The organism is Pedobacter sp. Bi126, from assembly GCF_918698245.1.
GTDB lineage: Bacteria > Bacteroidota > Bacteroidia > Sphingobacteriales > Sphingobacteriaceae > Pedobacter.
The window spans coordinates 299,025-322,839 of the sequence record NZ_CAKKMS010000006.1; the positions used below are offsets into that span (position 1 = coordinate 299,025).

The window sequence follows — 23,815 nt, forward strand, 5'->3', positions numbered from 1 at the left end:
TCTTTAAGGTAACTTTTGATGATAAAAATTGTTTCCTTTTTCTTCTTTTCTTTGCGAAAAACTTTGCGCATTTTGCGGGTAAACCAAAAATATGAGCCAAAACGACTTCAAATTAGTAGAATGTCCACGCGATGCCATGCAAGGACTACACGATTTTGTTCCAACTGAACTTAAGGCAGAATATTTGAATCTTTTACTTCAGGTAGGTTTTGATACACTTGATTTTGGAAGTTTTGTTTCGCCTAAAGCCATTCCACAAATGGCCGATACAGCCGAAGTTTTAGCACAATTGGGTTTGAGCAACACGGCAACTAAGCTCTTGGCTATTGTAGCCAATTTAAAAGGCGTAGAGAACGCTGTAAAGCATGAAGTAGTCGATTACCTTGGTTTCCCTTTTTCGATCTCAGAAACGTTCCAACAGCGTAATACCAATTCAAGCATATTGCAATCATTAAACACGGTGGAAGAAATGCTTTCACTTTGTGCTAAAAACAATAAGAAAGCGGTTGTGTACTTGTCGATGGGTTTTGGGAATCCTTATGGCGACGAATGGAATTATGAAATTGTAGAAAAATGGGCTGATGTACTGGTGGGTAAAGGTGTAGCGATTTTATCATTAGCTGATACGGTTGGTGTTTCTACGCCAGAGAAGATAGAAAGCATATTGCCAAAACTGATTTCGAAGTTTAAAAATACCGAAATCGGCATCCATCTGCATTCAACCCCTGCCGAACGGTTTGAAAAAATAGAAGCTGCTTATCGTTCGGGTGTAAAACGTATAGATTCTGCCTTAAAAGGTTTTGGAGGCTGCCCAATGGCTGCTGATGACCTCACAGGCAACATTGCTACCGAAGATGTAATTGCATTTTTGAATGCCAAGGGAGAAAATATCAACCTTAATATGAATAAATGGAATGAGGCAATGGCTTTATCAGGAAAGATATTTGGGTAGATTAGCTTGGTCACCGCCTAGAGTCGTCATTGCGAGGCACGAAGCAATCCTACTACTATAGGTGGGAATAAACAAATTTAGCTCATGCCTAGCGATCGCTTTAAGGTTGCTTCGTACCTCGCAATGACGGACCTGCACAGTACTTCGAAGCAAGGTATTGATCAACCCAACTCGTCATATAAGTCTTTCCAATTTGGATTCATAGATTCAATCAAATCTATTTTCTGTTGGCGGTTTCCTCCTTTAATTCTCTTTTCTTCATCAATGGCTTCTTCGATATTTGGAAAGAATGAGTAGTAAACCAGTTTATAGCATTTATACCTTGAAGTAAAGCTTTTTGGAAATTCGTTGTTTTTATGTTGCCAAACCCTACCCTGTAAGTCTGAAGTTACTCCAGTATAAAAAACAGTATTAAAAGAATTCGCCATGATGTAAACGCATCCTCCTTTTTCCATTATATTTTAGTTGGTATTGGTAATTGTTAGGTCGTCATTGCGAGGTACGAAGCAATCCTACTACTATGGGGGGGGGTAAATAATCAATCCAGCGATCGCTTTAAGATTGCTTCGTGCCTCGCAATGACGATTTTTCGTTGAATGCGCTATGCTTTCTGTGCCTCCTGGCTAACTATTCCTAAACCTTCTTCACCATTTTAAAATGCTGTATCCCAGCCTCCTCAAATTGCTCTCCCTCTGCTACAAAACCAAATTTAGCATATAAACTCATGGCATCTAACTGCGAGTTTAGGTAAATATAATGCGCATCTTCTGGCAGATCAGATAAAGCCTCGGCAATTAGCGCACGACCTACACCCTGCCCTCTAAAATCTTTTAAAACTGCGAAACGTTCCAGCTTATATCCATTATCTGTTTTACGCCACCTGCAGGCACCGCAAGGCTGGCCATTATTTGTTGCCAGAAAATGTACAGATTCATCTTCATGCTCCCACTCCAATTCTGGCGGGCAATTCTGTTCGTCTACAAATACAATCTTACGGATCGCAAATACTTTATCTAAATCTTCGGGATGATTAACTTTTTGAACGTGCAGACTCATTATCGTGGTGTTTAAAGTGTTTATTCGATTTTAATTTCGATTCATTTAATGCCTCAGCAACATCAATTGAATGCGAACAATGAATATCGGCCTCTTTTTTGGCAAGTGTGGCAATCGTAACGTAAAATTTATGTAACTGATCCAGTTCTTTTTCGCTCAAATCTTCTATATCAACCATCCGGTTGCTTGCACCCTGCTGCGCAGCAATTAATTCATTTAATTTTAACTGAATGGCCTTGCCATCTTTATTCTGTGCTTTCTGAATCAAAAAAACCATCAAAAAGGTAATAATCGTTGTACCTGTGTTAATCACCAACTGCCAGGTTTCAGAATAATCGAAAAGTGGGCCTGTAACCGCCCAAATCACTACGATTGCCGTTGCCGATATAAATGCAGCAGAGCTACCCGTAAATTTGGTTGCCGCGTTGGCAAATTTCTCGAAAAAATTATTTCTCTTGGTATCATTTTTAGATTTTGCCATTACAATTTGTTTGCTTAAATATAACCATAAAACAAACAAAAGCGCCATAAGTTTTTAAACCCATGGCGCTTTTGTAATTATTGAATGATTGATTTTTTGAATGATTGAATAGACTTTCAATCTTAAAAAATAATCAAAAATTATAGCTTATCGTTAACGTTGATACAGTTCAGATCTTCGAAAGCAGTTGTTAAACGTTTCACAAAAGTTTCTTCACCTTTACGTAACCAAACACGTGGATCGTAATATTTTTTATTTGGTTTATCATCGCCATCAGGATTACCAATCTGACCTTGAAGATAAGCTTCATTCTTTTTGTAATATTCTAAAATACCTTCCCAAAATGCCCATTGCATATCAGTATCGATATTCATTTTAATTGCACCATAAGAAATTGCTTCTCTGATTTCTTCCTGAGTAGAACCAGAACCACCGTGGAATACGAAGTTGATCGGTTTCTCTGCTGTTAAGCTGAATTTTTCTTTGATAAAATCCTGAGAATTTTTCAAAATTACCGGTTGCAATTTTACGTTACCTGGTTTATAAACACCATGTACGTTACCAAAAGCAGCAGCAACTGTAAAACGAGGAGAAACTTTACTTAATTCTTCGTAAGCATAAGCCACTTCGCTTGGTTGAGTATATAATTTAGAGCTATCTACATCGCTATTATCAACACCATCTTCTTCACCACCTGTAACACCAAGTTCGATTTCGATAGTCATGTTCATTTTAGCCATGCGTGCTAAGTATTTAGCAGAAATTTCCATGTTTTCTTCAATCGACTCTTCCGATAAATCCAACATGTGTGATGAAAACAAAGGTTTTCCAGTTTCAGCGAAGAATTTTTCACCGTGGTCTAAAAGTCCATCAATCCAAGGCAATAATTTTTTAGCGGCGTGGTCGGTATGTAAAACCACGGCAACACCATAATGCTCTGCCAATAAATGTACATGTTTAGCTGCCGATACAGCACCTAAAATACATGCTTGCAATTTCTCATTATCTAAAGATTTGCCTGCATAAAACTGTGCACCTCCATTAGATAGTTGAATCATAACAGGCGAATTTACTGCCTTAGCAGTTTCCAATACCGCATTAACCGTATTTGTACCGGTTACGTTAACTGCTGGTAAAGCAAACTGATGTTTTTTAGCCTGCTCAAACAATTCTTGAACGGCATCTCCGTAAATTACGCCTTTGTAGCCTTTTAAACTCATTTCTTGTTAATTTTATTAAGTCCGAAGTTATAAAAAAAAATAACATTCCAAGCTTTTCTAACAACAGAATTATTTGCCTAACAGCAAAATAAGGCCTATTTAGTGTAAAAAAGACATTATCCTTAGTGTAAAAAAGACACACTTAAGTTTTACAATTAGCAGTTAACAGTAGCCCGAGCCGAGTTTTCAATTACCTGTCCAACGCTTGCATTATTGCCAATCGACTATCAACCAACTCACCATTGACTATTTTTACAGCTAATAAGGGTCGACTTTATTATATTTTTCGTTTCTTTGCAATCCAATTCTTCAAAAAATTATATGGCTTGGTTTAAGAGAGAAAAAAAAGGTATCATCACCACAACAGAGGAGAAAAAAGAAGCACCAGATGGTTTGTGGAATAAATGTCCAAATTGTAAAAAACCGCTACATCAGGCAGAACTTCAGGAAAACAAATACGTTTGTCATTACTGCGATTACCACTTGAGAGTAGGCTCAAAAGAATATTTCGAGGTTTTATTTGATAATAACGAGTTTAAAGAGCTGTTCCCTAACTTAACATCAGGCGACCCTTTAAATTTTAACGATAACAAACCTTACACCGATAGAATTAAAGAAAGCCAGGCTAAAACAGGCTTAAAAGACGCTATCCGTGCCGGTGTTGGTAAAATCGAAGGGCAAGACCTCGTAATTGCCTGTATGGATTTTGCTTTTATTGGCGGTTCGATGGGTTCAGTTGTGGGCGAAAAAATTGCAAGATCGATCGATTATAGCATTAAACATAAAGTTCCGTTCCTGATGATTTCAAAATCAGGTGGTGCCCGTATGATGGAAGCCGCATTTTCATTAATGCAAATGGCCAAAACATCAGCCAAACTCGCCTTATTAGGTCAGGCTAAAGTTCCATATATCTCTTTATTAACCGATCCAACTACCGGTGGTGTAACTGCATCATACGCCATGTTAGGCGATATTAATATTGCAGAACCAGGCGCACTGATCGGCTTCGCTGGTCCGCGGGTAATTAAAGAAACCATTAAAAAAGATTTACCAAAAGGTTTCCAAACTTCAGAATTCGTTCTTGAACACGGCTTCCTCGATTTCATTGTAGATAGAAGAGCCATGAAAGCTAAATTGGGCGCTTTTATTAAAATGATGAACAACTAGTTGGTTCAATAGTTCATTAGCCATTAGTTCATTGGTCTACGTACTAAAAAAATCATAATATTTAGAAAAGCAGGGCTTGAATAAATCGGTGAATTCAGTCCTGCTTTTTGCTTTAAGTCCTCGCTACACTCCGGGCTTTCCGCGGCAATCAGGTTTAATTAATATGGGCCGGTGGTTCTTTTGAGGGGTTTTTCCAGCGAATGCTACAACCACTCCGCCCTGCGGGCACCCCTCCAAAGGAGGGGAATAAATAACCGCAATTTTTCTTATTTTTAAACTAACCAAACCATAAACTAAAATGAAAAAGTTATTCCTATTAATCTCCCTAATCACCGTTACGCTCGCTATACAAGCGCAGGAGAAAAAAGCCAAAGCCCCTTATGATGAAGCCTTAGCCAAAAAGCTTGGTGCCGACAACTACGGCATGAAAATGTATGTTCTGGTTATGCTGAAATCGGGTACGAATACCACAGAAACCAAAGCCAAAACAGATAGTTTATTTGCCGGACATATGGCAAACATGGGCAAAATGGTCGAAGCACAAAAACTCGTAATTGCTGGCCCGATGGGTAAAAATGATAAAAATTACCGTGGCATTTTCGTTTTAAATACAAAATCGATCGAAGAGGCAAAACAACTATTGGAAAGCGATCCGGCCATAAAAGCCAAATTACTGGAACCAGAATTGTACAATTGGTATGGCTCTGCAGCACTAGCTGAGTATTTGCCGTTTCACGATAAGATCCAAAAGAGCAGTTTTTAGGGTTGTCTGCCACGGAAGCACAGAAGGCACGGAGAAGTTAATATAGTGAGGTCAGATGTTACATCTGACCTTTTCAGCTTAGTGAATCATTAAGGATTCAACTTGTGAGATTGCCACGGTGATGAAAAATCACCTCACAATGACGATCCTATTTACTGCAACATTTCCATTAACATCCTTCAACCCCACTCCTTATTTCATAAATTAGCTTATCAAATAATCAACCCTAACTAATTATGAATAAAAAACTACTCTTTTCTGCGCTATTGCTATGCACTTCAACCTGCATATTTGCGCAAGACAAAAAAATAATCGACAATATTGTTAAAGAAGTGAACGAAAACACTCAATTAGAGAAACTCGCTCACGAACTTTTAGATGTTGTTGGACCACGTTTAGTTGGTTCACCACAAATGAAACAAGCCAATGATTGGGCCGTAAAAAAATATAGCGATTGGGGCATCTCTGCAAAAAATGAAAAATGGGGCGAATGGGCCGGCTGGGAAAGAGGCATTACGCACATCGATTTAATAAGTCCGCGGGTTAGAACCTTAGAAGGCACACAATTGGCCTGGAGTCCATCCACAAACGGTAAAACCATTAATGCAGAAGCGATTATTCTTCCAGCAATTACAGACTCGGTATCTTTTCAAAAATGGTTGCCAAATGTAAAAGGTAAAATCGTATTGATTTCGATGAATCAACTATCTGGCCGACCAGAAAAAAATTGGGAAGAATTTGCCACCAAAGATCTGTTCGAGAAATTTAAAAAAGAAAAAGCCGATGCCGCTAAAGCATGGATAGCCAGCATAGCCAAAACGGGTTTAACAGCAAAAACACTTCCCGTAGCGATAGAAAATGCAGGTGCAGTAGCAGTAGTGATCAATAACTGGTCGCAAGGTTTTGGTGTAGATAAAATTTTTGGTGCAAATACGAAAAAGGTCCCAACTTTAGATTTATCTGTTGAAGATTATGGCTTGGTTTACCGCTTGGCGCTCAATGGAGATAAACCTAGGCTTAAAATTGAGGCAGAATCTAAAAAATTAGGTACTGTACCTACTTTTAATACCCTTGCCGAAATAAAAGGCACACAGAAACCAAATGAATACGTAATGCTTTCGGCACATTTCGATTCGTGGGATGGCGCAAGTGGCGCAACCGATAATGGTTCTGGTACCATCTTGATGATGGAAGCGATGCGCATTCTAAAAAAAATCTATCCTAACCCTAAACGTACCATTTTGGTTGGGCATTGGGGAAGTGAAGAGCAGGGCTTAAATGGCTCAAGGGCTTTTGTAGAAGATCATCCGGAAATTGTAAGCAATCTTCAGGCTTTATTTAACCAGGATAACGGTACAGGCCGAGTGGTGAATATTGGCGGGCAAGGCTTTGCTAAATCGAAAGACTACATTACCCGTTGGTTGGCTGCAGTTCCTGATACCATTAAAAATCAGATCAAAACCAGTTTCCCTGGGTCGCCTGGTGCAGGAGGTTCTGATTTTGCTTCTTTTGTTGCTGCCGGAGCTTTGGGTTACTCGTTAAGTTCTACCAGCTGGGATTATGGCACTTATACTTGGCACACTAACCGCGACAGTTACGATAAACTGGTTTTCGATGAGATTAAAAGCAATGTAATTTTAGCAGCCATTATGGTTTATATGGCATCAGAAGATCCTGAAAAAACCTCAACTGAAAAAGCAACAGATTTACCTGTAAACGAACGTACCGGAAAACCAGCAGCCTGGCCGGTACAAACCAAATCGAATAGAAAAGGCGGGTTGTAGATAAAGAATATTTTAAAGAGCATTTGGAAACAGATGCTCTTTTTTCTTGCAGCAACCCTGAATATACTGTCATGCTGAGGCACGAAGCATCTGTTTCATTTATTGCAGATGCTTCGTACCTCAGCGTGACAACAATCGGCATTACTCCTCTTTCTTCTGAAACTTATAAAACAAATATCCCAAAAAAGGCAGAATCAATACACTCCCCAATAAAAGTGCTAAACCTAAACTATAAATGGTTTTTTCGGGCCCTGCAGTTTCGAGAAGTGAGATTGCATCACCATTTTTTAAACGGATAAAGTTTGGGAAATGCGCATAACTAATGGCTAAAAGGATCATCGTTACCTGAAAGCCAGCTAAAATGCGTAAAACTTTTGTTTTACCTTTAATTAGCAGGTACCATAACAGCACAAGAGATAAACTGGCCAAAATAATGGCCGATAACCCGACATTGCTCTTAAAAACCCAATCAATCAACGGAATTTTATCCCGCTGTGCGGCAATAAACACCATGGCACCAAAAACTACTGCAGCCACATTCATAAATTCCGCCTTTTTAATAAAACGGCGTTTATCATGTGCTTCTTTTGTTTCACCTATAAGGTAAATTGCGGCAAGAAAACCGCAGAGCGCGACCGTAAATAAGCCCACAGCAACAGAAAACCAATTCAACCAGCCAGAAATATACGCGGTATAAAAATCGTTCGCCTGCGTATCGATATGCCCTGAAATTAAGCTTCCGGCAATAATGCCAAGAAACAACGCAGTTACAAAACTCGAATACCTGAATATGCGGTTATAAAACCACTGCATATCATCTTTAACAGCATCGTAATGGCGGAATACAAAGGCGGTACCCCGAGCAATAATTCCGATGAGCATAATCGCCAATGGAATATGCAGATAAACCGACATGGTGGTATAAATATGCGGGAAACCTACGAAAAGGATTACAATGGCAATAATTAACCACATGTGATTAGCCTCCCAAACCGGACCGATGGCCTGATACATGGTTTTACGGGTTTTACTCCTATTTTTTGTTGAAGTGAATAGCTCTATAATCCCTGCACCAAAATCGGCCCCACCCAATAAAAAGTAAAGCAGAATGGCCATGCATAAAAATGTAATTACAACTTGTTCCATTATTTATTTTTTTACCACAGATTTGCACAGATAAACACAGATTTTGATAATTCGACTGCAAGTCTCAAGCCTTCATTCGTGTTCATCCTTTTTATCTGTGGTTAATTAATTATTTTGTTTCAGGTTTGTTATAGAGCACTGGCACCATTTTAATCTGGCGGTAAAGCAAAAACGTTACAATTAGGCTTAAAGAAACGTAAATGGCCGAGAAGATATAAAATGAGTAAGCAATGCCCGGCATCGGTGTAACGGCATCCTTAGTGCGCATAATGCCGTAAATAATCCACGGCTGTCTACCAACCTCTGTAACTACCCACCCGGCCTCTAAAGCGATGTAGCCAAGCGGAATGGCCACAACAAACAATTTCAACAGCCAGCGTTTCTCGGTTAAAGGTTTCTTTTTAAATAAAGTGAAGAAATAAGTTAAGGATACTAAAAGTAGTAACGTGCCAATTCCAACCATAATCTGGAAAGCATAATGTGTGATGGCTACCGGAGGATGCTCGTTTTCTGGAATCTGATCTAAACCCTTTACCTCAGCGCTGAAATCGCCATGCGCCAGGAAACTTAAAGCACCTGGAATTTCGATTGCACCTTTCACGGTTTTATCTTTCTCGTTCACAATTCCACCAATCAACAGCGGGGCAGGTTTTTCGGTTTTGTATAATGCCTCCATAGCTGCAAGTTTAGCAGGTTGCCTTTTGGCTACATCTTTTGCCGAAATATCGCCACTTAACGGCTGCAATAACGCGCCAATGCAAGCAAATATGGCCGCTATTTTAAAAGCTTTCAGATGAAATTCTTTATTACGGTCTCTCAGGATCATTAAAGCATGTACACCTGCCACAGCAAAGCCTGTAGCGGTAAATGCGGCCAAACACATGTGTAGCGCCTGACTAAACCATGCTTTATTGAACATGGCCTGTATGGGATCGATATTCAGGTATTGTCCGTTTACAAAATCAAAACCCGCCGGACTGTTCATCCAGGCATTTGCAGCCACAACCAATATTCCGGAGGCTAAACCACTTACCCCTACAACCATCCCGGTAAACCAATGGAACCATTTATTTAACTTATTCCAGCCATACAAGAAAAAGCCAAGGGCTATTGCTTCGATAAAAAAGGCTGTTCCCTCCAGCGAAAAAGGCATCCCGAATATTGGTCCTGCATGATCCATAAACTTTGGCCAGAGCAGGCCTAATTCGAAAGATAACATGGTACCTGATACCGCGCCGGTAGCAAAAAATATCGCTACACCTTTACTCCAGGCCTTGGTGAGATTTTTATATACCTCATCGTTTGTTTTAAGCCATTTATAATGCGATACGGCCATAAAGAAAGGCATAACCATGCCTATGCAGGAAAAAATGATGTGGAAGCCTAACGATAAGGCCATTTGGGAACGGGCTGCGATAAAATCATCCATGAGCTGTAGATTTTGAATTGTAACAAATATAGTTGTTAAACACTAAAGCCTACGGTAATTCAATGATGTTGAAAGGATTATTTTAAATATAGAACGTTTATAAATTGGAAATAGATTTGGATGTTCTTTAACACATAAATACTAAATATCGCTATTTGTCATCCTGAGGGGTAATTTATTGTATAAAAATCAATATGAATGACGTATATATTTGGTTATTGCCCTTGGCTCAACCTTGCCTCGGCTCGCCGCCGCCTAAGGGCTCTTTCTTTTTGGCATCAAAAAGAAACAAAAACTGCCGGCTGAAAATTTTTCTTTCGAAGCCAGCAGGTAGGCTTGGGCAGTGCAGCCCGAAAAATTTGTTAGGCCGGATTTAAGTAGAACGGGGATACCGTACTATGGCCTAGCTGGATGGAAATGCGAAATTTGTTAAAATGTTGATTAATAATTATTTGCAAAATAACGTCAATGGTAGCGTAGTCGAAGGATTAGCCATGGATTAACGCGTTCAAAAATTAACAGCAAAAAAGTCCTTTCCTAAATTAGGATAAGATAATAATCACCGCTTATGAGATTGCTTCGTCGGCTGAAAAAGCCTTCTCGCAATGACGAAAATCTTCTAAACCCCTTTCAGCTCGTCATAAGCAGCACCTAAACTCCTTTGAATACCCTCTCCCTTCCATTCTGTTGAATTTGGAATTGAGCTTGCTTTTAGGATGTCTTCTTTGCTTTTTCCTGCTTTGATTTCTCCGCCCACAAAAGTTAAAAGGTTCTGCAGGTAATTTTGAAAAGCTTTAACATCTGCTTTGTTTCCTGTTACTTTCTCAGGATCTAAGCTGTGCCCCCAGATAAACAGGGTATCGTTATCAAACTGGGCCAAAATTTTATCCAATGCAGTGATCCAATTACCGATGTGTGCACCATTTTCCCGATCAATGTAAGGAAACTTACGGTTGAACACCAAATCGCCTACATGCACAATATTTGCATGCTCAAAATGATAAACGGCATCACCATTGGTATGACCAGAGCCATAATAAGAAGCTTTTATGTTCTCATCCCCTACTTTTGCTGCCCATTTTGTTCCAAAAGTAGTGTCAGGCAACAACTGTTTGTCTAAATTATTTGCTTTCTCGGCACCTCTTTTCTGGTTAACCAAGGAGTTTTGATGCGCCACAACCTTTTCGGCCAATCCTTTAAAGGAGATATTGCCAGCGGTATGATCGCCATGATGATGGGTATTAATCAGGTATTTGAAAGGTTTTTCGCCTAATTTTTTTAATTCTTCGATTACATGCGGCGCCGAAGTTGGGAACTGGGCATCTACCACCACAAAACCATTGCTCGAATTTAACCAGCCTATTGTACCGCCCTGTTCGGTAAATATCCCTACATTATTGCGCAATGGTTTAAAGTTGTAAGCACGCGTTAGCGCTTGCTGTGCAAAAACATCTGTTTTATAAATTGAAAGCAAGGCCATGGCCAATGCTGAATTTTTGATAAAATTTCTTCTTTCCATTTTGGGATTTAGCTAAAAAACCACAGCAATTGCTGTGGTTTAAATTTAGTCATTTTGTTCGTAAATTATATTCCAACCAGTTATATTCCTGAACCTGGTGTTGGTCCGGGTTCGTGTCCTGGCCCTAGTGGATTATTCTTGCGTTTATCCTCTTTATCAAAAAGATTGGTGGTTATTTTCGATGATTTATTTTCATCTAAAGAATCATGATCTCTCACATCTTCTACTTTTTTATCTAGCAAATCGTTCTCAACAACTTTACCTTTTTCCTTATTTGTTTCCATAGTATTGTAAATTGATGTATTAAAGAAACAAGTGAAAAATAAGATTGTTTTTCTTAATTGTTTTGGGAATGGGTTTATTGCTGAGTAACTTATTAGCCCGTTAATGATAGTCATTGATAAAAGATTCTTCGACTTCGCTCAGAATGACAAAACGAGAGATATATTCCGTGTCTTTCGTGTTTCCGTGGCAAAAACATTTAAGTTAAAAGTCCAGGTTTAATACCTCATCAAATACAGCATAGCATAATCTTATTGGTTGTTGCACTTCAACCAAAGCATTATCTCATAACACAAAGAAGTAAATAGCCTCTCCTTAGAAAGGCCATTAGCATTAATTAAACAGGTTTATCTTCACAATTAAAACATTGCCCCCGGAAGTTTTCCCAATTCGTGAATGCAGCCGAAAGAATGAAATCTTCTTTTATGGATTTTGTTGAAATGGTTTGAAGATTCAAACGAAAATGGATTAAGGATAAACTTGTAAATGTGTTTCCTTTCTTCATTTAATTTTTCTTCCTGCTTCGCGTTCTCTAGATTTTGATTGTTTTGGCTCTTTTCCATGACGATATAGATTGTTGAAAACATGGTTAGTTTTCAGGGTTAACAATTTTAATCAGAATGCCTTTTAACTGCACAATGCGCGAATAAAAAAGCTATTTAAAATTTGCTTAACCTTATACCACGGGGAATTTGATAAGGTTTCGTTCTGGAACAACATTAAAATGGCGTGGATTGCCTTTATCTTAATTAAATATAAGTTTTATTTTTGAGTTTTGCAAGAGTTTTTTTTGCTTCGATATAAGCGGTAACTATTTCAAACGCGATTTTTATTTCGGAAATCAGGTACAGTGGTATTAGGCAAGTACAGTCCTGCGCTGCACTTTATCCCGATAAAAACGGGATGTTCGCTCCGATCAGGTTTAGGTGGCACAGCTGGCCGTACTATTTAGGGCTGCAGGGCGCAGAGAATTTATTTACAAAGTTAATTCTTCTTTTGCATTATGCTATAACCGTAAACAGCAGCACCGACTTCTGTACATAAACCTGATTGAAGCGGATACCGGCCAAGTGGCTAAGGCCTGCAGGCGTATAAGTGTAAAGCAGGACAAAAACTTAAAAATGAAATGCTGTCTTTGCTTTCCAAAAAAATGAACTTCAAACTATGTTTTATCACAAAAAAAAGTCCCGATTCTCACCGGGACGCTCCTATTTGGCTAATGATATTTTAAGCTAAAGCATTTTGCTTTACTACCATTTTAACTTTTTCGATTACATAATCTAACTCTTCCTTTGTAGTGTATTTGCTAAATGAAAAGCGCACTGAAGGACGGTTTGGATCGGCATTAATACCATTTAATACATGCGAACCAATATTCGAACCCGAAGAGCAGGCACTGCCACCAGAAGCACAGATACCATTGATGTCTAAATTAAACAACAACATATCAGCCATATCCATCTCTGGAAACGATACATTCAGTACTGTGTACAAACTTTTATCGGCATCTGTTTCGCCATTAAAAGCAATGCCCGGAATTTCGGCGATTAACTGTGTTTTCAGGTAATCTTTTAAACCCTGAATATAGGCCTGATGCTGATCCATTTCGGCATAAGCAATTTCTAAGGCCTTAGCTAAGCCCACAATACCATATACATTTTCGGTACCACCACGCATGTTGCGCTCTTGTGCCCCACCATAAATCATCGGTGGAATTTTAATATTACTGTTTACATATAAAAAGCCAACACCTTTAGGTCCGTGGAGCTTGTGTGCTGCGCAAACTATAAAATGTGCTTTAAGCTCACGTACGTTATGTGGGTAATGCCCCATGGTTTGAACGGTATCGGCATGGTAAATGGCATTGTATTTCTCGCAGATATCGCCAACTTTAACCATATCGGTCAGTGTACCCAACTCGTTATTGGCATGCATTAGCGAAACAAAAGTACGTTCGTTATTTTGAAGCAGTTCTTCTAAATGATTGTAATCGACATTCCCTTTTTCGTCAATATTAACGAAACTTAATTTATCGATTTCACCATTTTTAAGCATCGTATTTAAAGTATGCTCAACGGCATGGTGTTCTATTTTCGAAGTAATGGCATGTTTAATTCCATAAGCTGAAATTCCACAACGGATGGCCGTATTATCGGCTTCAGTACCTCCCGAAGTAAAAAACACTTCGGATGGAGAGGCATTTAACAGACCAGAAACGGTTTTACGGGCTTTTTCTACAAGGGTTCTTACCTCGCGGCCAAGCGCATGAATGGCAGATGGATTACCAAAATAGTTTTCCATCACGTTTGTCATTTCTGCAATTACTGCTGCATCTAAAGGCGTTGTGGCCGCATTATCTAAATAGACCCTTTTCATTTCTACGAATATTTAAAAGTTAGTATGTTGCAAAGATACCTTGCTAGTGGCAGTCTCTGTCTTAAATGTTCAGGGTTTAATCGTTTTATTAAACCCTGAACAGGTATGCTTAATCCTGAAATCCTTTAGAGATTAAAGGTGTAATATTTCTTTAATGTCAGAAATAATTTTGTTAGCCAAATTCTCGGCAATGGTTTCATTTTCTGCTTCACTGTAAATCCTGATGATCGGCTCAGTATTAGAACGGCGCAAATGTACCCAAGTTTTATCAAATTCTATCTTTAATCCATCAATTGTGCTGTATGGTTGATTTTTATACTTCTCTTCTACCTGTTTCAATAGATTATCGATATCCATCTCTGGCGTAAGGGTAATCTTGTTTTTAGAGATGTGGTATTGTGGATAACTGGCTCGTAATACGGAGATCGATTTGCCAAATTTAGCTAAATGTGTTAAGAATAAGGCAATGCCAACCAAGGCGTCTCTTCCGTAGTGCGATTCGGGATAAATGATCCCACCGTTTCCTTCGCCACCAATAATGGCATTTGTTGCCTTCATTTTGTTCACTACATTCACCTCTCCTACTGCTGATGCATTGTATTCTGCTCCTGCTTTTTCGGTAACATCGCGTAATGCACGTGTTGATGAAAGGTTTGAAACCGTATTTCCTGGTGTATTTTTCAATACATAATCGGCAACAGCAACCAAAGTATATTCTTCGCCGAACATGCTGCCATCTTCGTTCACAAAACATAAACGGTCAACATCCGGATCAACAACAATCCCTAAATCGGCATTTTGTTTCTGAACTTCTTTCGATATTTCGGTTAAATTTTCTGGCAGTGGTTCAGGGTTATGCGGAAAATGCCCGTCTGGTGTACAATATAATTCTACCACCTTGCTCACACCTAAAGCTTTTAACAAAGCAGGGATAAAAATGCCGCCGGTTGAATTTACACAGTCGATTACGACTTTAAAATCGGCCTTTTTAATTGCCTCAACATCAACCAATGGTAATGCTAAAACTTTATCGATGTGTTTTTGAAGGTAAGTATCGTTTTTAATTACTTTACCCAATTTATCTACATCAGCAAAATCAAAATCAGCGCTTTCTGCCAAATCTAAAACTTCTTTTCCGTCAGCATCGCTAATAAATTCACCACTGGCATTTAATAATTTTAAGGCATTCCATTGTTTTGGGTTATGGCTTGCGGTTAAAATGATACCGCCACCTGCTTTTTCATCGGGTACAGCTACTTCTACAGTTGGCGTGGTTGACAAACCTAAATCGATTACCTCAATACCCAAGCCTTGTAAAGTTCCAATAACCAGGTTATTCACCATCTCACCCGAAATACGGGCATCACGACCTAAAACTATTCTTTTATTGCCTGTTTTCTGTACCACCCAGCTACCAAAAGCAGCTGTAAATTTCACAATATCAAATGGGGTTAAGCCGTCTCCAGCCCTTCCGCCAATGGTTCCTCGTATTCCTGAAATTGATTTTATTAAAGTCACTGTATATAATTTAATTGAGGCTCAAAAATAAGAAAAAAAACAAGATAGCAGCTATTTAGGAGTGTTTGTGCACTTTAATTTACATTGCTTTTATATCTATTTGCACGATCAGTTTTCCAGAATTGAGACTATGGTCAAAAACAAACGTGTGTTTAATTTGATATCGTATTCATAATATTCTTGCAACTTTATTGCATAAAAGCATATTCTAACTTTACTAGCGACTGTAAAACCTTATATTTGCATCTTTTTAAGATACAAACGGCTTTTATATGCAACGCAAGTGGTTTCAATATTGGTTTAATTCGCCATATTATCATATTCTTTATCAACAACGAAATGATGCTGAAGCCGAATTTTTCATCGATAAACTTACGGAGTTTTTACACCCGAGGGCCGATGCTAAAATGTTGGATATTGCCTGTGGCAAAGGCCGGCATTCAATCTATTTAAACAAAAAAGGCTTTGATGTTACCGGAATAGACCTTTCGGAACAAAGTATAAAATACGCCAAGCAATTCGAAAACAATAAATTACATTTTCTTGTACACGATATGCGAAGGTTATTTTACATCAATTACTTTGATGTGGCCTTAAATCTGTTTACCAGTTTTGGTTATTTCGATACCGAAAAAGACCATGTAAATGCACTTAAAACCTTTCGAAAATGCTTAACAGCTGAGGGGATTTTGGTGCTCGATTATTTTAATACCGAAAAAATTATCCGCAACTTAAATCATTGCGAAACAAAATCGCTTGATGGCATAACTTTTAATATCACCAAAAATGTGATCGACGGAAAAATTATCAAAAAGATAAATTTCGAAGACAAACAAAAGGTATACAATTTCGAAGAACGGGTGCAGGCATTTAGTTTTGAGGATTTCCAGCGCATGCTTACCAAGGCAGGGATGGTTATCGAAAAAACTTTTGGCAGTTATGGTTTAGACGATTTTGACGAAAACAGTTCAGACCGGTTAATTTTAATCTGTAAAAAAGCATGATAGAAAGCATACAGCAATTTGATGTAGAATTGTTCTTGAAAATCCATCGTGGGCTTTCAAACAGCTTTTTTGATTGGTTGATGCCTTTAATGCGTAACCGTTTCTTTTGGTCGCCCCTTTACCTTTTTATTGTTGTTTTTTGTATTAAACAATATAAGAAACAGGGTTATTACATTATAGGCATGGTTCTTTTCACCTTCGCCATGGGCGATTTAATTGCGTCGAGAGTAGTAAAGCCTTGGGTAGCCCGGGTTAGGCCCTGTAATGATTTAAGTTTGGCGAACGATATTATCCACCGTGTTCCCTGCGGGAGTGGCCTGAGCTTTCCGTCTGCACATGCCACCAATCATTTTGCTATAGCCGTTTTTTTAATCTGCATTTTTTATAGCCGATGGAAACCTATTTTGCCTATCGGCATTTTCTGGGCGCTTATCATCAGTTTTGCGCAGGTATATGTTGGTGTTCACTATCCTGTTGATGTAACTACCGGTGCTTTACTAGGCATTACCATAGGGATTATCTGTTCTAGAATATTTAAAAAATTACAACCTGATTTTTAACTTATGGAAATCTGGAAACTCTGCGTACTCTTTTTCTGTGCCTTTTTAGGTGGGACAGCTATATTTTTAGTAAAGAGCGATAAATCTAAACTACTGAAACTGATTTTGTCTTTCAGTGGCGCCTATTTATTTGCCATTACAGTTTTACATTTAATTCCTGACGCTTACAGCGGACCCGACAAATGGCAGATTGGTGTTTTCATCCTGATTGGTTTTTTATTACAGATTTTCCTGGAGCAATTTTCAGAAGGTGTGGAGCATGGCCATATCCATAAACATCACGACGGGCATGTTTTTCCCTTTGGGATTATGATCAGCTTGTGTTTGCATGCTTTTTTAGAGGGAATGCCTTTAGCCAAAGAACAGCACAATGAGCTGATTTTCGGAATTTCGCTACACCACATCCCAGCTGCTTTTGCGCTGGCCAGCATATTAATGCAAAACCATTATAAGAAAAGCAGTATTATATTTTATCTGATTGTATTTGCTATCATGGCACCTTTGGGCTTTTATGTAAGTGTTGGCTTAAGCAATGGCACTATTGGAGGCATTGATGCTTATTTCAATAAAATTATGGGTATTGTGATCGGTATTTTCTTACATATTTCTACCACCATCTTATTCGAATCGAGTGCCGATCATAAAATCAATACCCGCAAAATGATTGCCGTTTTATTGGGGATTGGTGTAGCATTAATTGGTTTCTTTGCAGGACATTAGGGTTAGTAGTCCTTAGTCTAGAGTCCTTAGTCGGCAGTCGATTAACCAATTTAAAAGGTTAACCAATTACCATTCAGGCTAATAGCTCTGTATCCGTTTTAAACGTTTAATCGTTTATAGTTTTGACCTTTACGACAAAACATCTGTAAATTAGTATATGGATGAGATTGTAAACGAACCTGCTGTAGCCTATCAAAAACGGCGTTATACCATTGAAGAATACCTGGAGATGGAAAAAGCATCAACAGTAAAGCACGAGTATTTCCAAGGGGAGGTATTTGCAATGTCTGGTGCGACCTTTAATCATAATCTTATATTCTCAAATGTTTTCGGTCCACTTTTCTTTAAATTAAAAGGTTCGAAATGCATTCCTTTTGGAAGTGATATGCGAATGAATATCCCAGAAAATACATTATTTACTTATCCGGATATTTCTATTTACTGTAACGAAATTAAACATTTAAGTGAGGATGAAAGCACTATTCTGCAACCAACAGTAATCATCGAAATCCTATCTCCATCAACCAAAAATTACGACAAAGGAAAAAAATTTAACTTGTATAAAGATATTCCTTCATTAAAAGAATACATTATGATTGATTCAGAATCAATGTCGGTAGAGGCCTATTATATTAATGAGGAACAAAATTGGGTACTCAACAAACATGAAGAGATTTCTGATACACTAAATCTTATTTCGATGGGATTCGGCGTAGCCTTAACCGATATTTATAACCACGTTTCCTTTAACGCTGCAATGTGATTTCGTTTGTAACTTCAATTGGGCAATTTAAACCATTAACCTTTCGTACCAATTCAATAAATTAGTAAGTATATGGATGAGATTATAAATGAACCTGCTGTAGCTTATCAAAAAAGACGTTATACTGTTGAAGAATACCTCGAGATGGAAAAAGCATCAACAGTAAAGCACGAGTATTTCCAAGGCGAAGTATTTGCTATGTCTGGTGCCGGTGATAACCATAATGACATTTTCAGCAACGTTTTTATTGAAATTGGAAACAAGCTTAAAGGTAAGCCCTGCAGGCCTTATGGAAGTGATAAACGAATGAATATTCCGGAGAATACTTTATTTACCTATCCTGACATATCGATTTACTGTAATGGCTTAATACATAGCGATGTTGATGAGGATACCTCAATTTTACCAACTGTGATTATTGAAATCCTGTCACCTTCAACCAAAAATTACGATAAAGGGAAAAAATTTAACCTGTATAAAGACATTCCTTCATTAAAAGAATACATTATGATCGATTCGGAATCGGTGTCGGTAGAGGCGTATTACATTAACGAGGAAAAAAACTGGGCACTCAATCAACACAAGGAGATATCTGATAAACTAACTATTGTTTCGATGGGTTTTGATATAGCGCTAAGCGATATTTATGATCATGTTCGCTTTAATAAGGAGGAATGAGTTTGTAGATAAATTGAGAAATGTAAACTGGAATTGCCAACTACATTACTTCTTTTCTTTCTTCTTCCCATAACCCCATGGGCAGTGCTTACATTTATTCTTGCAGCAATAACCACGTTTTAAATGGTAGGCTTCGGTAAAAACCATTAGTCCATCTTCATTAAAGTAAAAATCTTCGCCTTCTTTTAACATAATTATTGAATGACAGGATTTTGAATGATTGAATTATAGAATGATTGAATCTTAAATGAGGGAAGTTATTAATCGTCTTTTCTTTATCGCCTAATTCAATCATTCTCTAACGCTATCATTCAATCATTTTTTTATCCATTAAGTATTTTAACTTCAAGTTTGTTTTTAAAATGATCTTTAAGCTGTTTACCATCACCATGTAAAGTCCATACTTGTTTTGGTTTAACTTTTTCTATGGTTTCTAAAATTGCATCCCAATCAGCGTGGTCAGAAATATAGAGTGAAATCCCGTTTTGTTGTTGCAGGTTCTTCCATCCAGAGGCAAAGGCGCGTACTACATTAATCGCCTTATGGTAACTGTGAAAAACCATTGGCGGCACAATATAAACCTGATGCTCTTGATTATTTTTCATCACCTTTCTATCGTACATTTTGTAATGCCCTACTTTCATTCCGTAATCCTCGTAGATTTTAACAAAGGGCATAATACTGTGGTGAACCATAATGTTCTTCGTAGGACAATGCGCATTAAGCAGTTGGATAATCCGCTGGCTCTTACCCAATGCATAAGAACCAAGCATGATATTCGCATTGGTTTCGTTCAGCTTTTTAATTTCATCTATTGGTGAAGGGTGTTTGGTTTCTGGATTAGCAAAGGTACTTTCCGTAATCAACACATCTGCTTCAACAAATTCGAAAGGCGCACAGGTATTATCAGGTTCAATCTTATAATCGCCAGTATAGAGGTATTTTACCCCCTTATACTCCAATAAAACCTGTGCAGAGCCCAAAATATGACCCGCAGAGAAGAAAGTAATGGTAACGTCTTTTATTTTGAAGGATTCGTGATAATTTTTGGTAAAAAAATCGACCGCTGCAAATTTACGGTAGCGGTGTTTCATAAAAGTTGCGGTAGCAGCAGTACAGTACACATTCTGGCTCCCGCCAATGGCATGGTCGCCATGGGCATGCGAAACCACCGCTTCTTTAACAGGCTGTTGCGGATCGAGGTAAAAATCGCCGTAAACACAATACAAGCCCGTTGGGGTAATGGTAATAAAATCTTCTAAAATCATGATCAGGATGAAAGGATTTAAGGATGTTATGATTTAAGTTGATTAAGCTCTGGCATTATTATATTCTTCGGCCGCCTTAAGAAATCCTTGATGTAAAGCTAAAACCTGTTCAATTATAGATTCTTGCTCATCATTTATGATAAAGTGGTTGGCCATTTTCGTTTTTTCTTCGTCGCTCAACTGTTTATCCATACGTGCTTTAACCTGCTCTGCTGTAACCCCATCACGCAGCATTACCCGCTTCATTTTGATTTCGAAAGGAGCAGTAACCAGGATTGTGGTATCGCACATTTTATAAGAGCCACTTTCGAACAACAAAGCAGCTTCTTTTAAGGTATATGACGTATTGGCCGGAATTGTTTCTTCCCAGGCATCAAATGCCCTAAAAACTGCCGGGTGAACCAATGCATTTAATTTTGCAAGCGCTTCCTCGTTATTAAAAACAATGCCAGCGATATGCTTGTTATTTAGGCTTCCATCTTCGAAATAACTTTCTTTCCCGAAAGTAGATTTAATTCCCTCCACCAACAAAAGATCTTTGCACATGATTTCTTTGGCAACGGTATCGGCGTAAAACACCGGGATCCCCAATACTTCGAAAACCTTACAAACCGTTGTTTTACCACTGCCTATTCCGCCTGTTATACCTACTTTATACATTATTTTTCTACAATAAAATCTATTTTGGAAGGCATTACGCTTACCAGTTTACAATAATCAGGAAACTCGGTTATCTTCACCGTAAACTGATGGTGCTTTAAAATTTGCCATTCGTCTACATCAATGGTAGCGGTAATAAAACTTTCGTCAACCTGATCGTAATTGCTTAACGCGACTAAGAAGGTAACTTTAACTTTTTTAGGATATAGTTTAAGATTGTTATAATTCCTATTGTTTGTAATTTTTAACGGCACTTCGATAGTCTTCTCCGTAAATTCATCAACAGGTAATCTAACCTCTACAGATGAAGGATAAATACTTACATTTTTATGGATACTGTGCTGTAGCGCTATCCTTGTAGTACTGCTGCTCTGTATTTTATCCTGCTTAAGCGTATCGGTAGGCCAGAATTTTATTTTGGCCAGTTCTTCAATAGGTCCGGCTACTTTAACATATTTTGGGTTGAGAATAACCTCACTAGAGATACCATATTGCTTTTCAAAGCTCAATTTATCGATCAGTTTTACAGGAACTTTTTTCACTACCCGTTTCGTAAAATCGAAATACAGGGTATCGGGCTTAACAGAAATTACCTTTTGTGTACTTTCTAACTGCCTGTTGATATTGAATAGCTGATCAGAAAAAACAATAAAATCTTTGGTATTGAGCTGACTTAAATTAACTGAAACAGAGGGTGGACTGATCCGTAAACGGGCAAAAAGCAATTGCCAACCAGTTCCTTCTACCTGTAAATCTATCGTATCAGACTGCAAAGGATAAAATGCTCTTTTAGTAGGCGTATTTTTAAACACCAGAACAGTTTTTGCCACATAAATATACTTATTGTTTAACGCCATAAAAAGCCATGCCGCTATAGCCAGCAGTAAGCAGGCCAATAAGCTAAATACACGTCTTTTTTCAATTTTCGTTAATCTGATAAAGGGCATAACATAGTGTAAAATAAAAATGATGCGGATGAAACCGTTATTTAATTACCACAATAGCGTCAAATGTAGCAAAACTAAATAGCTGCTCAAAAACTTATATGTTTAATGATAAATTAATGCAACTAATTCTTGAGATTATGTATTGATAACTATATTCGTAGTCGACAATTAAAAACAGATATGAAAAAACACATTTTAACGCTCATTACCCTAACACTCTGCATTAGTTCTTTTGCACAAAAAAGATCAACTGTATCTTATTTCAAAAAAGACATGATTACCGAAAATAAGGATGATTACGATTACCGGAGGGTTATCCAGGAAACCGATACACCAACCTTATACAGGTTATACGAATTTTATCCAGACAATACGGAAAAAACAATAGGTACAGTTTCAAAATACACGCCAACGCTTGTTTATGAGGGGAGTAGACAAAGCTTTAATAAAAAAGGGATTCTAACATCAAAGGTTAATTATAAAAATGGCGCTCTGAGTGGCGAATGCACTTATTATAACAATAACGGAAAGCTGGAAAACATATTCCAATATGATGACAATAACCCAAAGCAAAGGCGATGGATAACGGGCATCGATTCTTTGGGAAATCAGTTTATTAAAGATGGCAATGGAATATTTAAGAAAAGTGATGAAAAAGGTCAGGGAGAGGAAGGGAACTATAAGGATGGCTATAAAGATGGGACCTGGAAGGGAACAGCAAATAAAGCGACTTATGAAGAAATTTATGAAAATGGAAAATTTAAATCGGGAACTGCCACTTTACAAGATGGCAAGCAGATTACTTATGATAAAATGGAGCAGCAACCAGATTTTAAAGGTGGAATGGTAGAATTTTATAGGTATCTGACTAGAAATTACAAATTTCCTAGTGAAGCTCAAAAGAACCGTGTAGGCGGAAGGTTGTATATTAGTTTTGTGGTGGAAAGAGATGGCCGTTTAACAGATTATGAGTTTAAGAATAATCTTGGGTATGGCACTCAGGAAGAAGCAATCAGGGTGTTAGACCAGTGTCCGAAATGGATTCCAGGCCAGCAGCACGGCATTCCGGTTAGGGTAAAATATAATATTAATATAAACCTGGCCCAGCGGTAAACAAAAAATGCCACCTAATGAGGGTGGCATTTTTAATATTTTTTAATTCAAAAACTAAGCTTTAGGCGCTACAACTGCTTTGGTTGCATCTAAAGAAACTGCTGATTTATCGAAACGGATCTTTACACCGCCTTCAACCTCAATTAAAAAAGTTGTTTCATTCATATCGGCAATACGACCGTGAATACCTGCGGTAGTTACGATTTTATCTCCTTTTTTCAGTTCTGCAACCAATTTTTTATGGTCTTTAGCTTTTTTAACTTGCGGACGGATCATGAAAAAGTAGAAAACTACCATGATGAGTACCATTGGTACGATTGTAGTTAGCATGTTACTGCCACCTGCTGCTGCCTGTAATATTACTGTTGATGTCATTTCTTATTTATTTGTGTTTTTTGTGAATAGTTGG

The 23,815-nt window shown here is 38.0% G+C and carries 25 protein-coding genes; 10 read left to right on the forward strand and 15 right to left on the reverse strand.

What is annotated here, in order from left to right; translation table 11 throughout:
* Positions 1-91 precede the first annotated feature (91 nt).
* The gene (locus LQ201_RS21500; protein WP_230145137.1) at positions 92-952 is read left to right on the forward strand and encodes a hydroxymethylglutaryl-CoA lyase; all 861 of its coding nucleotides are present in this window, start codon (positions 92-94) and stop codon (positions 950-952) included.
* Between the two features lie 161 nt (positions 953-1,113).
* Here the strand turns inward: LQ201_RS21500 and LQ201_RS21505 are convergent, their stop codons facing one another.
* From LQ201_RS21505 to fbaA, 4 genes are all read right to left on the reverse strand, one after another.
* Complete coding sequence (locus tag LQ201_RS21505) at positions 1,114-1,407, reverse strand: GIY-YIG nuclease family protein (RefSeq protein ID WP_230145136.1); 294 nt, start codon at positions 1,405-1,407, stop codon at positions 1,114-1,116.
* Positions 1,408-1,585: 178 nt separating this feature from the next.
* Entirely contained in the window at positions 1,586-2,008 is a 423-nt protein-coding gene (locus LQ201_RS21510; RefSeq protein ID WP_116252822.1) for a GNAT family N-acetyltransferase, read from the reverse strand.
* Positions 1,983-2,489: a low affinity iron permease family protein gene (locus tag LQ201_RS21515; protein ID WP_215131748.1), complete on the reverse strand. Its 507-nt coding sequence runs from the start codon at positions 2,487-2,489 to the stop codon at positions 1,983-1,985. Before LQ201_RS21515 ends, LQ201_RS21510 begins: the two co-directional genes overlap by 26 nt.
* Before the next feature lie 140 nt (positions 2,490-2,629).
* Positions 2,630-3,709, reverse strand: a complete 1,080-nt coding sequence (gene fbaA / locus LQ201_RS21520) for a class II fructose-bisphosphate aldolase (protein ID WP_029276269.1) — start codon at positions 3,707-3,709, stop codon at positions 2,630-2,632.
* Between the two features lie 321 nt (positions 3,710-4,030).
* Between fbaA and accD the strand changes: the two genes are divergently transcribed.
* The 3 genes from accD to LQ201_RS21535 all read left to right on the forward strand — a co-directional run bounded on the left by accD (position 4,031) and on the right by LQ201_RS21535 (position 7,423).
* Positions 4,031-4,876 carry an acetyl-CoA carboxylase, carboxyltransferase subunit beta gene (gene accD / locus LQ201_RS21525; RefSeq protein ID WP_057933455.1) on the forward strand — a complete coding sequence of 282 codons (846 nt, stop codon included), beginning with the start codon at positions 4,031-4,033 and terminating at the stop codon, positions 4,874-4,876.
* Positions 4,877-5,174: 298 nt separating this feature from the next.
* Positions 5,175-5,639 carry a YciI family protein gene (locus LQ201_RS21530; protein WP_230145135.1) on the forward strand — a complete coding sequence of 155 codons (465 nt, stop codon included), beginning with the start codon at positions 5,175-5,177 and terminating at the stop codon, positions 5,637-5,639.
* Between the two features lie 236 nt (positions 5,640-5,875).
* Entirely contained in the window at positions 5,876-7,423 is a 1,548-nt protein-coding gene (locus LQ201_RS21535) for a M20/M25/M40 family metallo-hydrolase (protein ID WP_230145134.1), read from the forward strand.
* 141 nt (positions 7,424-7,564) lie between these two features.
* On the opposite strand, the gene LQ201_RS21540 is transcribed toward LQ201_RS21535, so the two are convergent.
* The 6 genes from LQ201_RS21540 to glmM all read right to left on the reverse strand — a co-directional run bounded on the left by LQ201_RS21540 (position 7,565) and on the right by glmM (position 15,693).
* Positions 7,565-8,569 carry a cytochrome d ubiquinol oxidase subunit II gene (locus tag LQ201_RS21540; protein WP_230145133.1) on the reverse strand — a complete coding sequence of 335 codons (1,005 nt, stop codon included), beginning with the start codon at positions 8,567-8,569 and terminating at the stop codon, positions 7,565-7,567.
* A gap of 109 nt (positions 8,570-8,678) precedes the next feature.
* Entirely contained in the window at positions 8,679-9,998 is a 1,320-nt protein-coding gene (locus tag LQ201_RS21545; RefSeq protein ID WP_230145132.1) for a cytochrome ubiquinol oxidase subunit I, read from the reverse strand.
* A 619-nt stretch (positions 9,999-10,617) separates the two neighbouring features.
* Complete coding sequence (locus LQ201_RS21550; protein WP_230145131.1) at positions 10,618-11,517, reverse strand: MBL fold metallo-hydrolase; 900 nt, start codon at positions 11,515-11,517, stop codon at positions 10,618-10,620.
* Positions 11,518-11,597: 80 nt separating this feature from the next.
* The gene (locus tag LQ201_RS21555) at positions 11,598-11,801 is read right to left on the reverse strand and encodes a hypothetical protein (protein ID WP_230145130.1); all 204 of its coding nucleotides are present in this window, start codon (positions 11,799-11,801) and stop codon (positions 11,598-11,600) included.
* 1,225 nt (positions 11,802-13,026) lie between these two features.
* Positions 13,027-14,175, reverse strand: coding sequence for a cysteine desulfurase family protein (locus LQ201_RS21560; protein WP_230145129.1), 1,149 nt, complete (start codon positions 14,173-14,175; stop codon positions 13,027-13,029).
* Between the two features lie 132 nt (positions 14,176-14,307).
* Positions 14,308-15,693 carry a phosphoglucosamine mutase gene (gene glmM / locus LQ201_RS21565; protein ID WP_230145128.1) on the reverse strand — a complete coding sequence of 462 codons (1,386 nt, stop codon included), beginning with the start codon at positions 15,691-15,693 and terminating at the stop codon, positions 14,308-14,310.
* 272 nt (positions 15,694-15,965) lie between these two features.
* On the opposite strand from glmM, the gene LQ201_RS21570 reads away from it, so the two are divergent.
* The 5 genes from LQ201_RS21570 (at position 15,966) to LQ201_RS21590 (ending at position 19,418) form a co-directional block, all read left to right on the forward strand.
* A complete protein-coding gene (locus LQ201_RS21570) occupies positions 15,966-16,697 on the forward strand; it encodes a bifunctional 2-polyprenyl-6-hydroxyphenol methylase/3-demethylubiquinol 3-O-methyltransferase UbiG (protein ID WP_230145127.1) in 732 nt (243 codons plus the stop codon).
* The gene (locus tag LQ201_RS21575; RefSeq protein WP_230145126.1) at positions 16,694-17,257 is read left to right on the forward strand and encodes a phosphatase PAP2 family protein; all 564 of its coding nucleotides are present in this window, start codon (positions 16,694-16,696) and stop codon (positions 17,255-17,257) included. Before LQ201_RS21570 ends, LQ201_RS21575 begins: the two co-directional genes overlap by 4 nt.
* Before the next feature lie 3 nt (positions 17,258-17,260).
* A complete protein-coding gene (locus LQ201_RS21580; protein WP_215132493.1) occupies positions 17,261-17,977 on the forward strand; it encodes a ZIP family metal transporter in 717 nt (238 codons plus the stop codon).
* Positions 17,978-18,134: 157 nt separating this feature from the next.
* Positions 18,135-18,740: a Uma2 family endonuclease gene (locus LQ201_RS21585; protein WP_230145125.1), complete on the forward strand. Its 606-nt coding sequence runs from the start codon at positions 18,135-18,137 to the stop codon at positions 18,738-18,740.
* Between the two features lie 72 nt (positions 18,741-18,812).
* Positions 18,813-19,418, forward strand: a complete 606-nt coding sequence (locus LQ201_RS21590) for a Uma2 family endonuclease (protein WP_230145124.1) — start codon at positions 18,813-18,815, stop codon at positions 19,416-19,418.
* A gap of 45 nt (positions 19,419-19,463) precedes the next feature.
* Here LQ201_RS21590 and LQ201_RS21595 read toward each other — a convergent pair whose 3' ends face one another.
* The 4 genes from LQ201_RS21595 to LQ201_RS21610 all read right to left on the reverse strand — a co-directional run bounded on the left by LQ201_RS21595 (position 19,464) and on the right by LQ201_RS21610 (position 22,293).
* Positions 19,464-19,610 carry a DUF5522 domain-containing protein gene (locus LQ201_RS21595; RefSeq protein WP_215132499.1) on the reverse strand — a complete coding sequence of 49 codons (147 nt, stop codon included), beginning with the start codon at positions 19,608-19,610 and terminating at the stop codon, positions 19,464-19,466.
* Between the two features lie 131 nt (positions 19,611-19,741).
* On the reverse strand, positions 19,742-20,686 hold the full coding sequence (locus LQ201_RS21600; protein ID WP_230145123.1) for an MBL fold metallo-hydrolase: 945 nt from the start codon (positions 20,684-20,686) through the stop codon (positions 19,742-19,744).
* 42 nt (positions 20,687-20,728) lie between these two features.
* Positions 20,729-21,346 carry a dephospho-CoA kinase gene (coaE, locus tag LQ201_RS21605; RefSeq protein WP_230145122.1) on the reverse strand — a complete coding sequence of 206 codons (618 nt, stop codon included), beginning with the start codon at positions 21,344-21,346 and terminating at the stop codon, positions 20,729-20,731.
* Complete coding sequence (locus LQ201_RS21610) at positions 21,346-22,293, reverse strand: YbbR-like domain-containing protein (RefSeq protein WP_230145121.1); 948 nt, start codon at positions 22,291-22,293, stop codon at positions 21,346-21,348. Before LQ201_RS21610 ends, coaE begins: the two co-directional genes overlap by 1 nt.
* Before the next feature lie 180 nt (positions 22,294-22,473).
* On the opposite strand from LQ201_RS21610, the gene LQ201_RS21615 reads away from it, so the two are divergent.
* A complete protein-coding gene (locus LQ201_RS21615) occupies positions 22,474-23,406 on the forward strand; it encodes an energy transducer TonB (RefSeq protein ID WP_230145120.1) in 933 nt (310 codons plus the stop codon).
* Between the two features lie 54 nt (positions 23,407-23,460).
* Here the strand turns inward: LQ201_RS21615 and yajC are convergent, their stop codons facing one another.
* Positions 23,461-23,781, reverse strand: a complete 321-nt coding sequence (yajC, locus tag LQ201_RS21620; RefSeq protein ID WP_116253395.1) for a preprotein translocase subunit YajC — start codon at positions 23,779-23,781, stop codon at positions 23,461-23,463.
* Between the last annotated feature and the right edge of the window lie 34 nt (positions 23,782-23,815).

What these genes read in the sequence shown, in the direction of transcription:
- LQ201_RS21500 (WP_230145137.1), top strand. Translation starts at nt 92, where the DNA reads ATGAGCCAAAACGACTTCAAATTAGTAGAATGTCCACGCGATGCCATG.
- LQ201_RS21505 (WP_230145136.1), bottom strand. Translation starts at nt 1,407, where the DNA reads ATGGAAAAAGGAGGATGCGTTTACATCATGGCGAATTCTTTTAATACT.
- LQ201_RS21510 (WP_116252822.1), bottom strand. Translation starts at nt 2,008, where the DNA reads ATGAGTCTGCACGTTCAAAAAGTTAATCATCCCGAAGATTTAGATAAA.
- LQ201_RS21515 (WP_215131748.1), bottom strand. Translation starts at nt 2,489, where the DNA reads ATGGCAAAATCTAAAAATGATACCAAGAGAAATAATTTTTTCGAGAAA.
- fbaA (WP_029276269.1), bottom strand. Translation starts at nt 3,709, where the DNA reads ATGAGTTTAAAAGGCTACAAAGGCGTAATTTACGGAGATGCCGTTCAA.
- accD (WP_057933455.1), top strand. Translation starts at nt 4,031, where the DNA reads ATGGCTTGGTTTAAGAGAGAAAAAAAAGGTATCATCACCACAACAGAG.
- LQ201_RS21530 (WP_230145135.1), top strand. Translation starts at nt 5,175, where the DNA reads ATGAAAAAGTTATTCCTATTAATCTCCCTAATCACCGTTACGCTCGCT.
- LQ201_RS21535 (WP_230145134.1), top strand. Translation starts at nt 5,876, where the DNA reads ATGAATAAAAAACTACTCTTTTCTGCGCTATTGCTATGCACTTCAACC.
- LQ201_RS21540 (WP_230145133.1), bottom strand. Translation starts at nt 8,569, where the DNA reads ATGGAACAAGTTGTAATTACATTTTTATGCATGGCCATTCTGCTTTAC.
- LQ201_RS21545 (WP_230145132.1), bottom strand. Translation starts at nt 9,998, where the DNA reads ATGGATGATTTTATCGCAGCCCGTTCCCAAATGGCCTTATCGTTAGGC.
- LQ201_RS21550 (WP_230145131.1), bottom strand. Translation starts at nt 11,517, where the DNA reads ATGGAAAGAAGAAATTTTATCAAAAATTCAGCATTGGCCATGGCCTTG.
- LQ201_RS21555 (WP_230145130.1), bottom strand. Translation starts at nt 11,801, where the DNA reads ATGGAAACAAATAAGGAAAAAGGTAAAGTTGTTGAGAACGATTTGCTA.
- LQ201_RS21560 (WP_230145129.1), bottom strand. Translation starts at nt 14,175, where the DNA reads ATGAAAAGGGTCTATTTAGATAATGCGGCCACAACGCCTTTAGATGCA.
- LQ201_RS21570 (WP_230145127.1), top strand. Translation starts at nt 15,966, where the DNA reads ATGCAACGCAAGTGGTTTCAATATTGGTTTAATTCGCCATATTATCAT.
- LQ201_RS21575 (WP_230145126.1), top strand. Translation starts at nt 16,694, where the DNA reads ATGATAGAAAGCATACAGCAATTTGATGTAGAATTGTTCTTGAAAATC.
- LQ201_RS21580 (WP_215132493.1), top strand. Translation starts at nt 17,261, where the DNA reads ATGGAAATCTGGAAACTCTGCGTACTCTTTTTCTGTGCCTTTTTAGGT.
- LQ201_RS21585 (WP_230145125.1), top strand. Translation starts at nt 18,135, where the DNA reads ATGGATGAGATTGTAAACGAACCTGCTGTAGCCTATCAAAAACGGCGT.
- LQ201_RS21590 (WP_230145124.1), top strand. Translation starts at nt 18,813, where the DNA reads ATGGATGAGATTATAAATGAACCTGCTGTAGCTTATCAAAAAAGACGT.
- LQ201_RS21595 (WP_215132499.1), bottom strand. Translation starts at nt 19,610, where the DNA reads ATGTTAAAAGAAGGCGAAGATTTTTACTTTAATGAAGATGGACTAATG.
- LQ201_RS21600 (WP_230145123.1), bottom strand. Translation starts at nt 20,686, where the DNA reads ATGATTTTAGAAGATTTTATTACCATTACCCCAACGGGCTTGTATTGT.
- coaE (WP_230145122.1), bottom strand. Translation starts at nt 21,346, where the DNA reads ATGTATAAAGTAGGTATAACAGGCGGAATAGGCAGTGGTAAAACAACG.
- LQ201_RS21610 (WP_230145121.1), bottom strand. Translation starts at nt 22,293, where the DNA reads ATGCCCTTTATCAGATTAACGAAAATTGAAAAAAGACGTGTATTTAGC.
- LQ201_RS21615 (WP_230145120.1), top strand. Translation starts at nt 22,474, where the DNA reads ATGAAAAAACACATTTTAACGCTCATTACCCTAACACTCTGCATTAGT.
- yajC (WP_116253395.1), bottom strand. Translation starts at nt 23,781, where the DNA reads ATGACATCAACAGTAATATTACAGGCAGCAGCAGGTGGCAGTAACATG.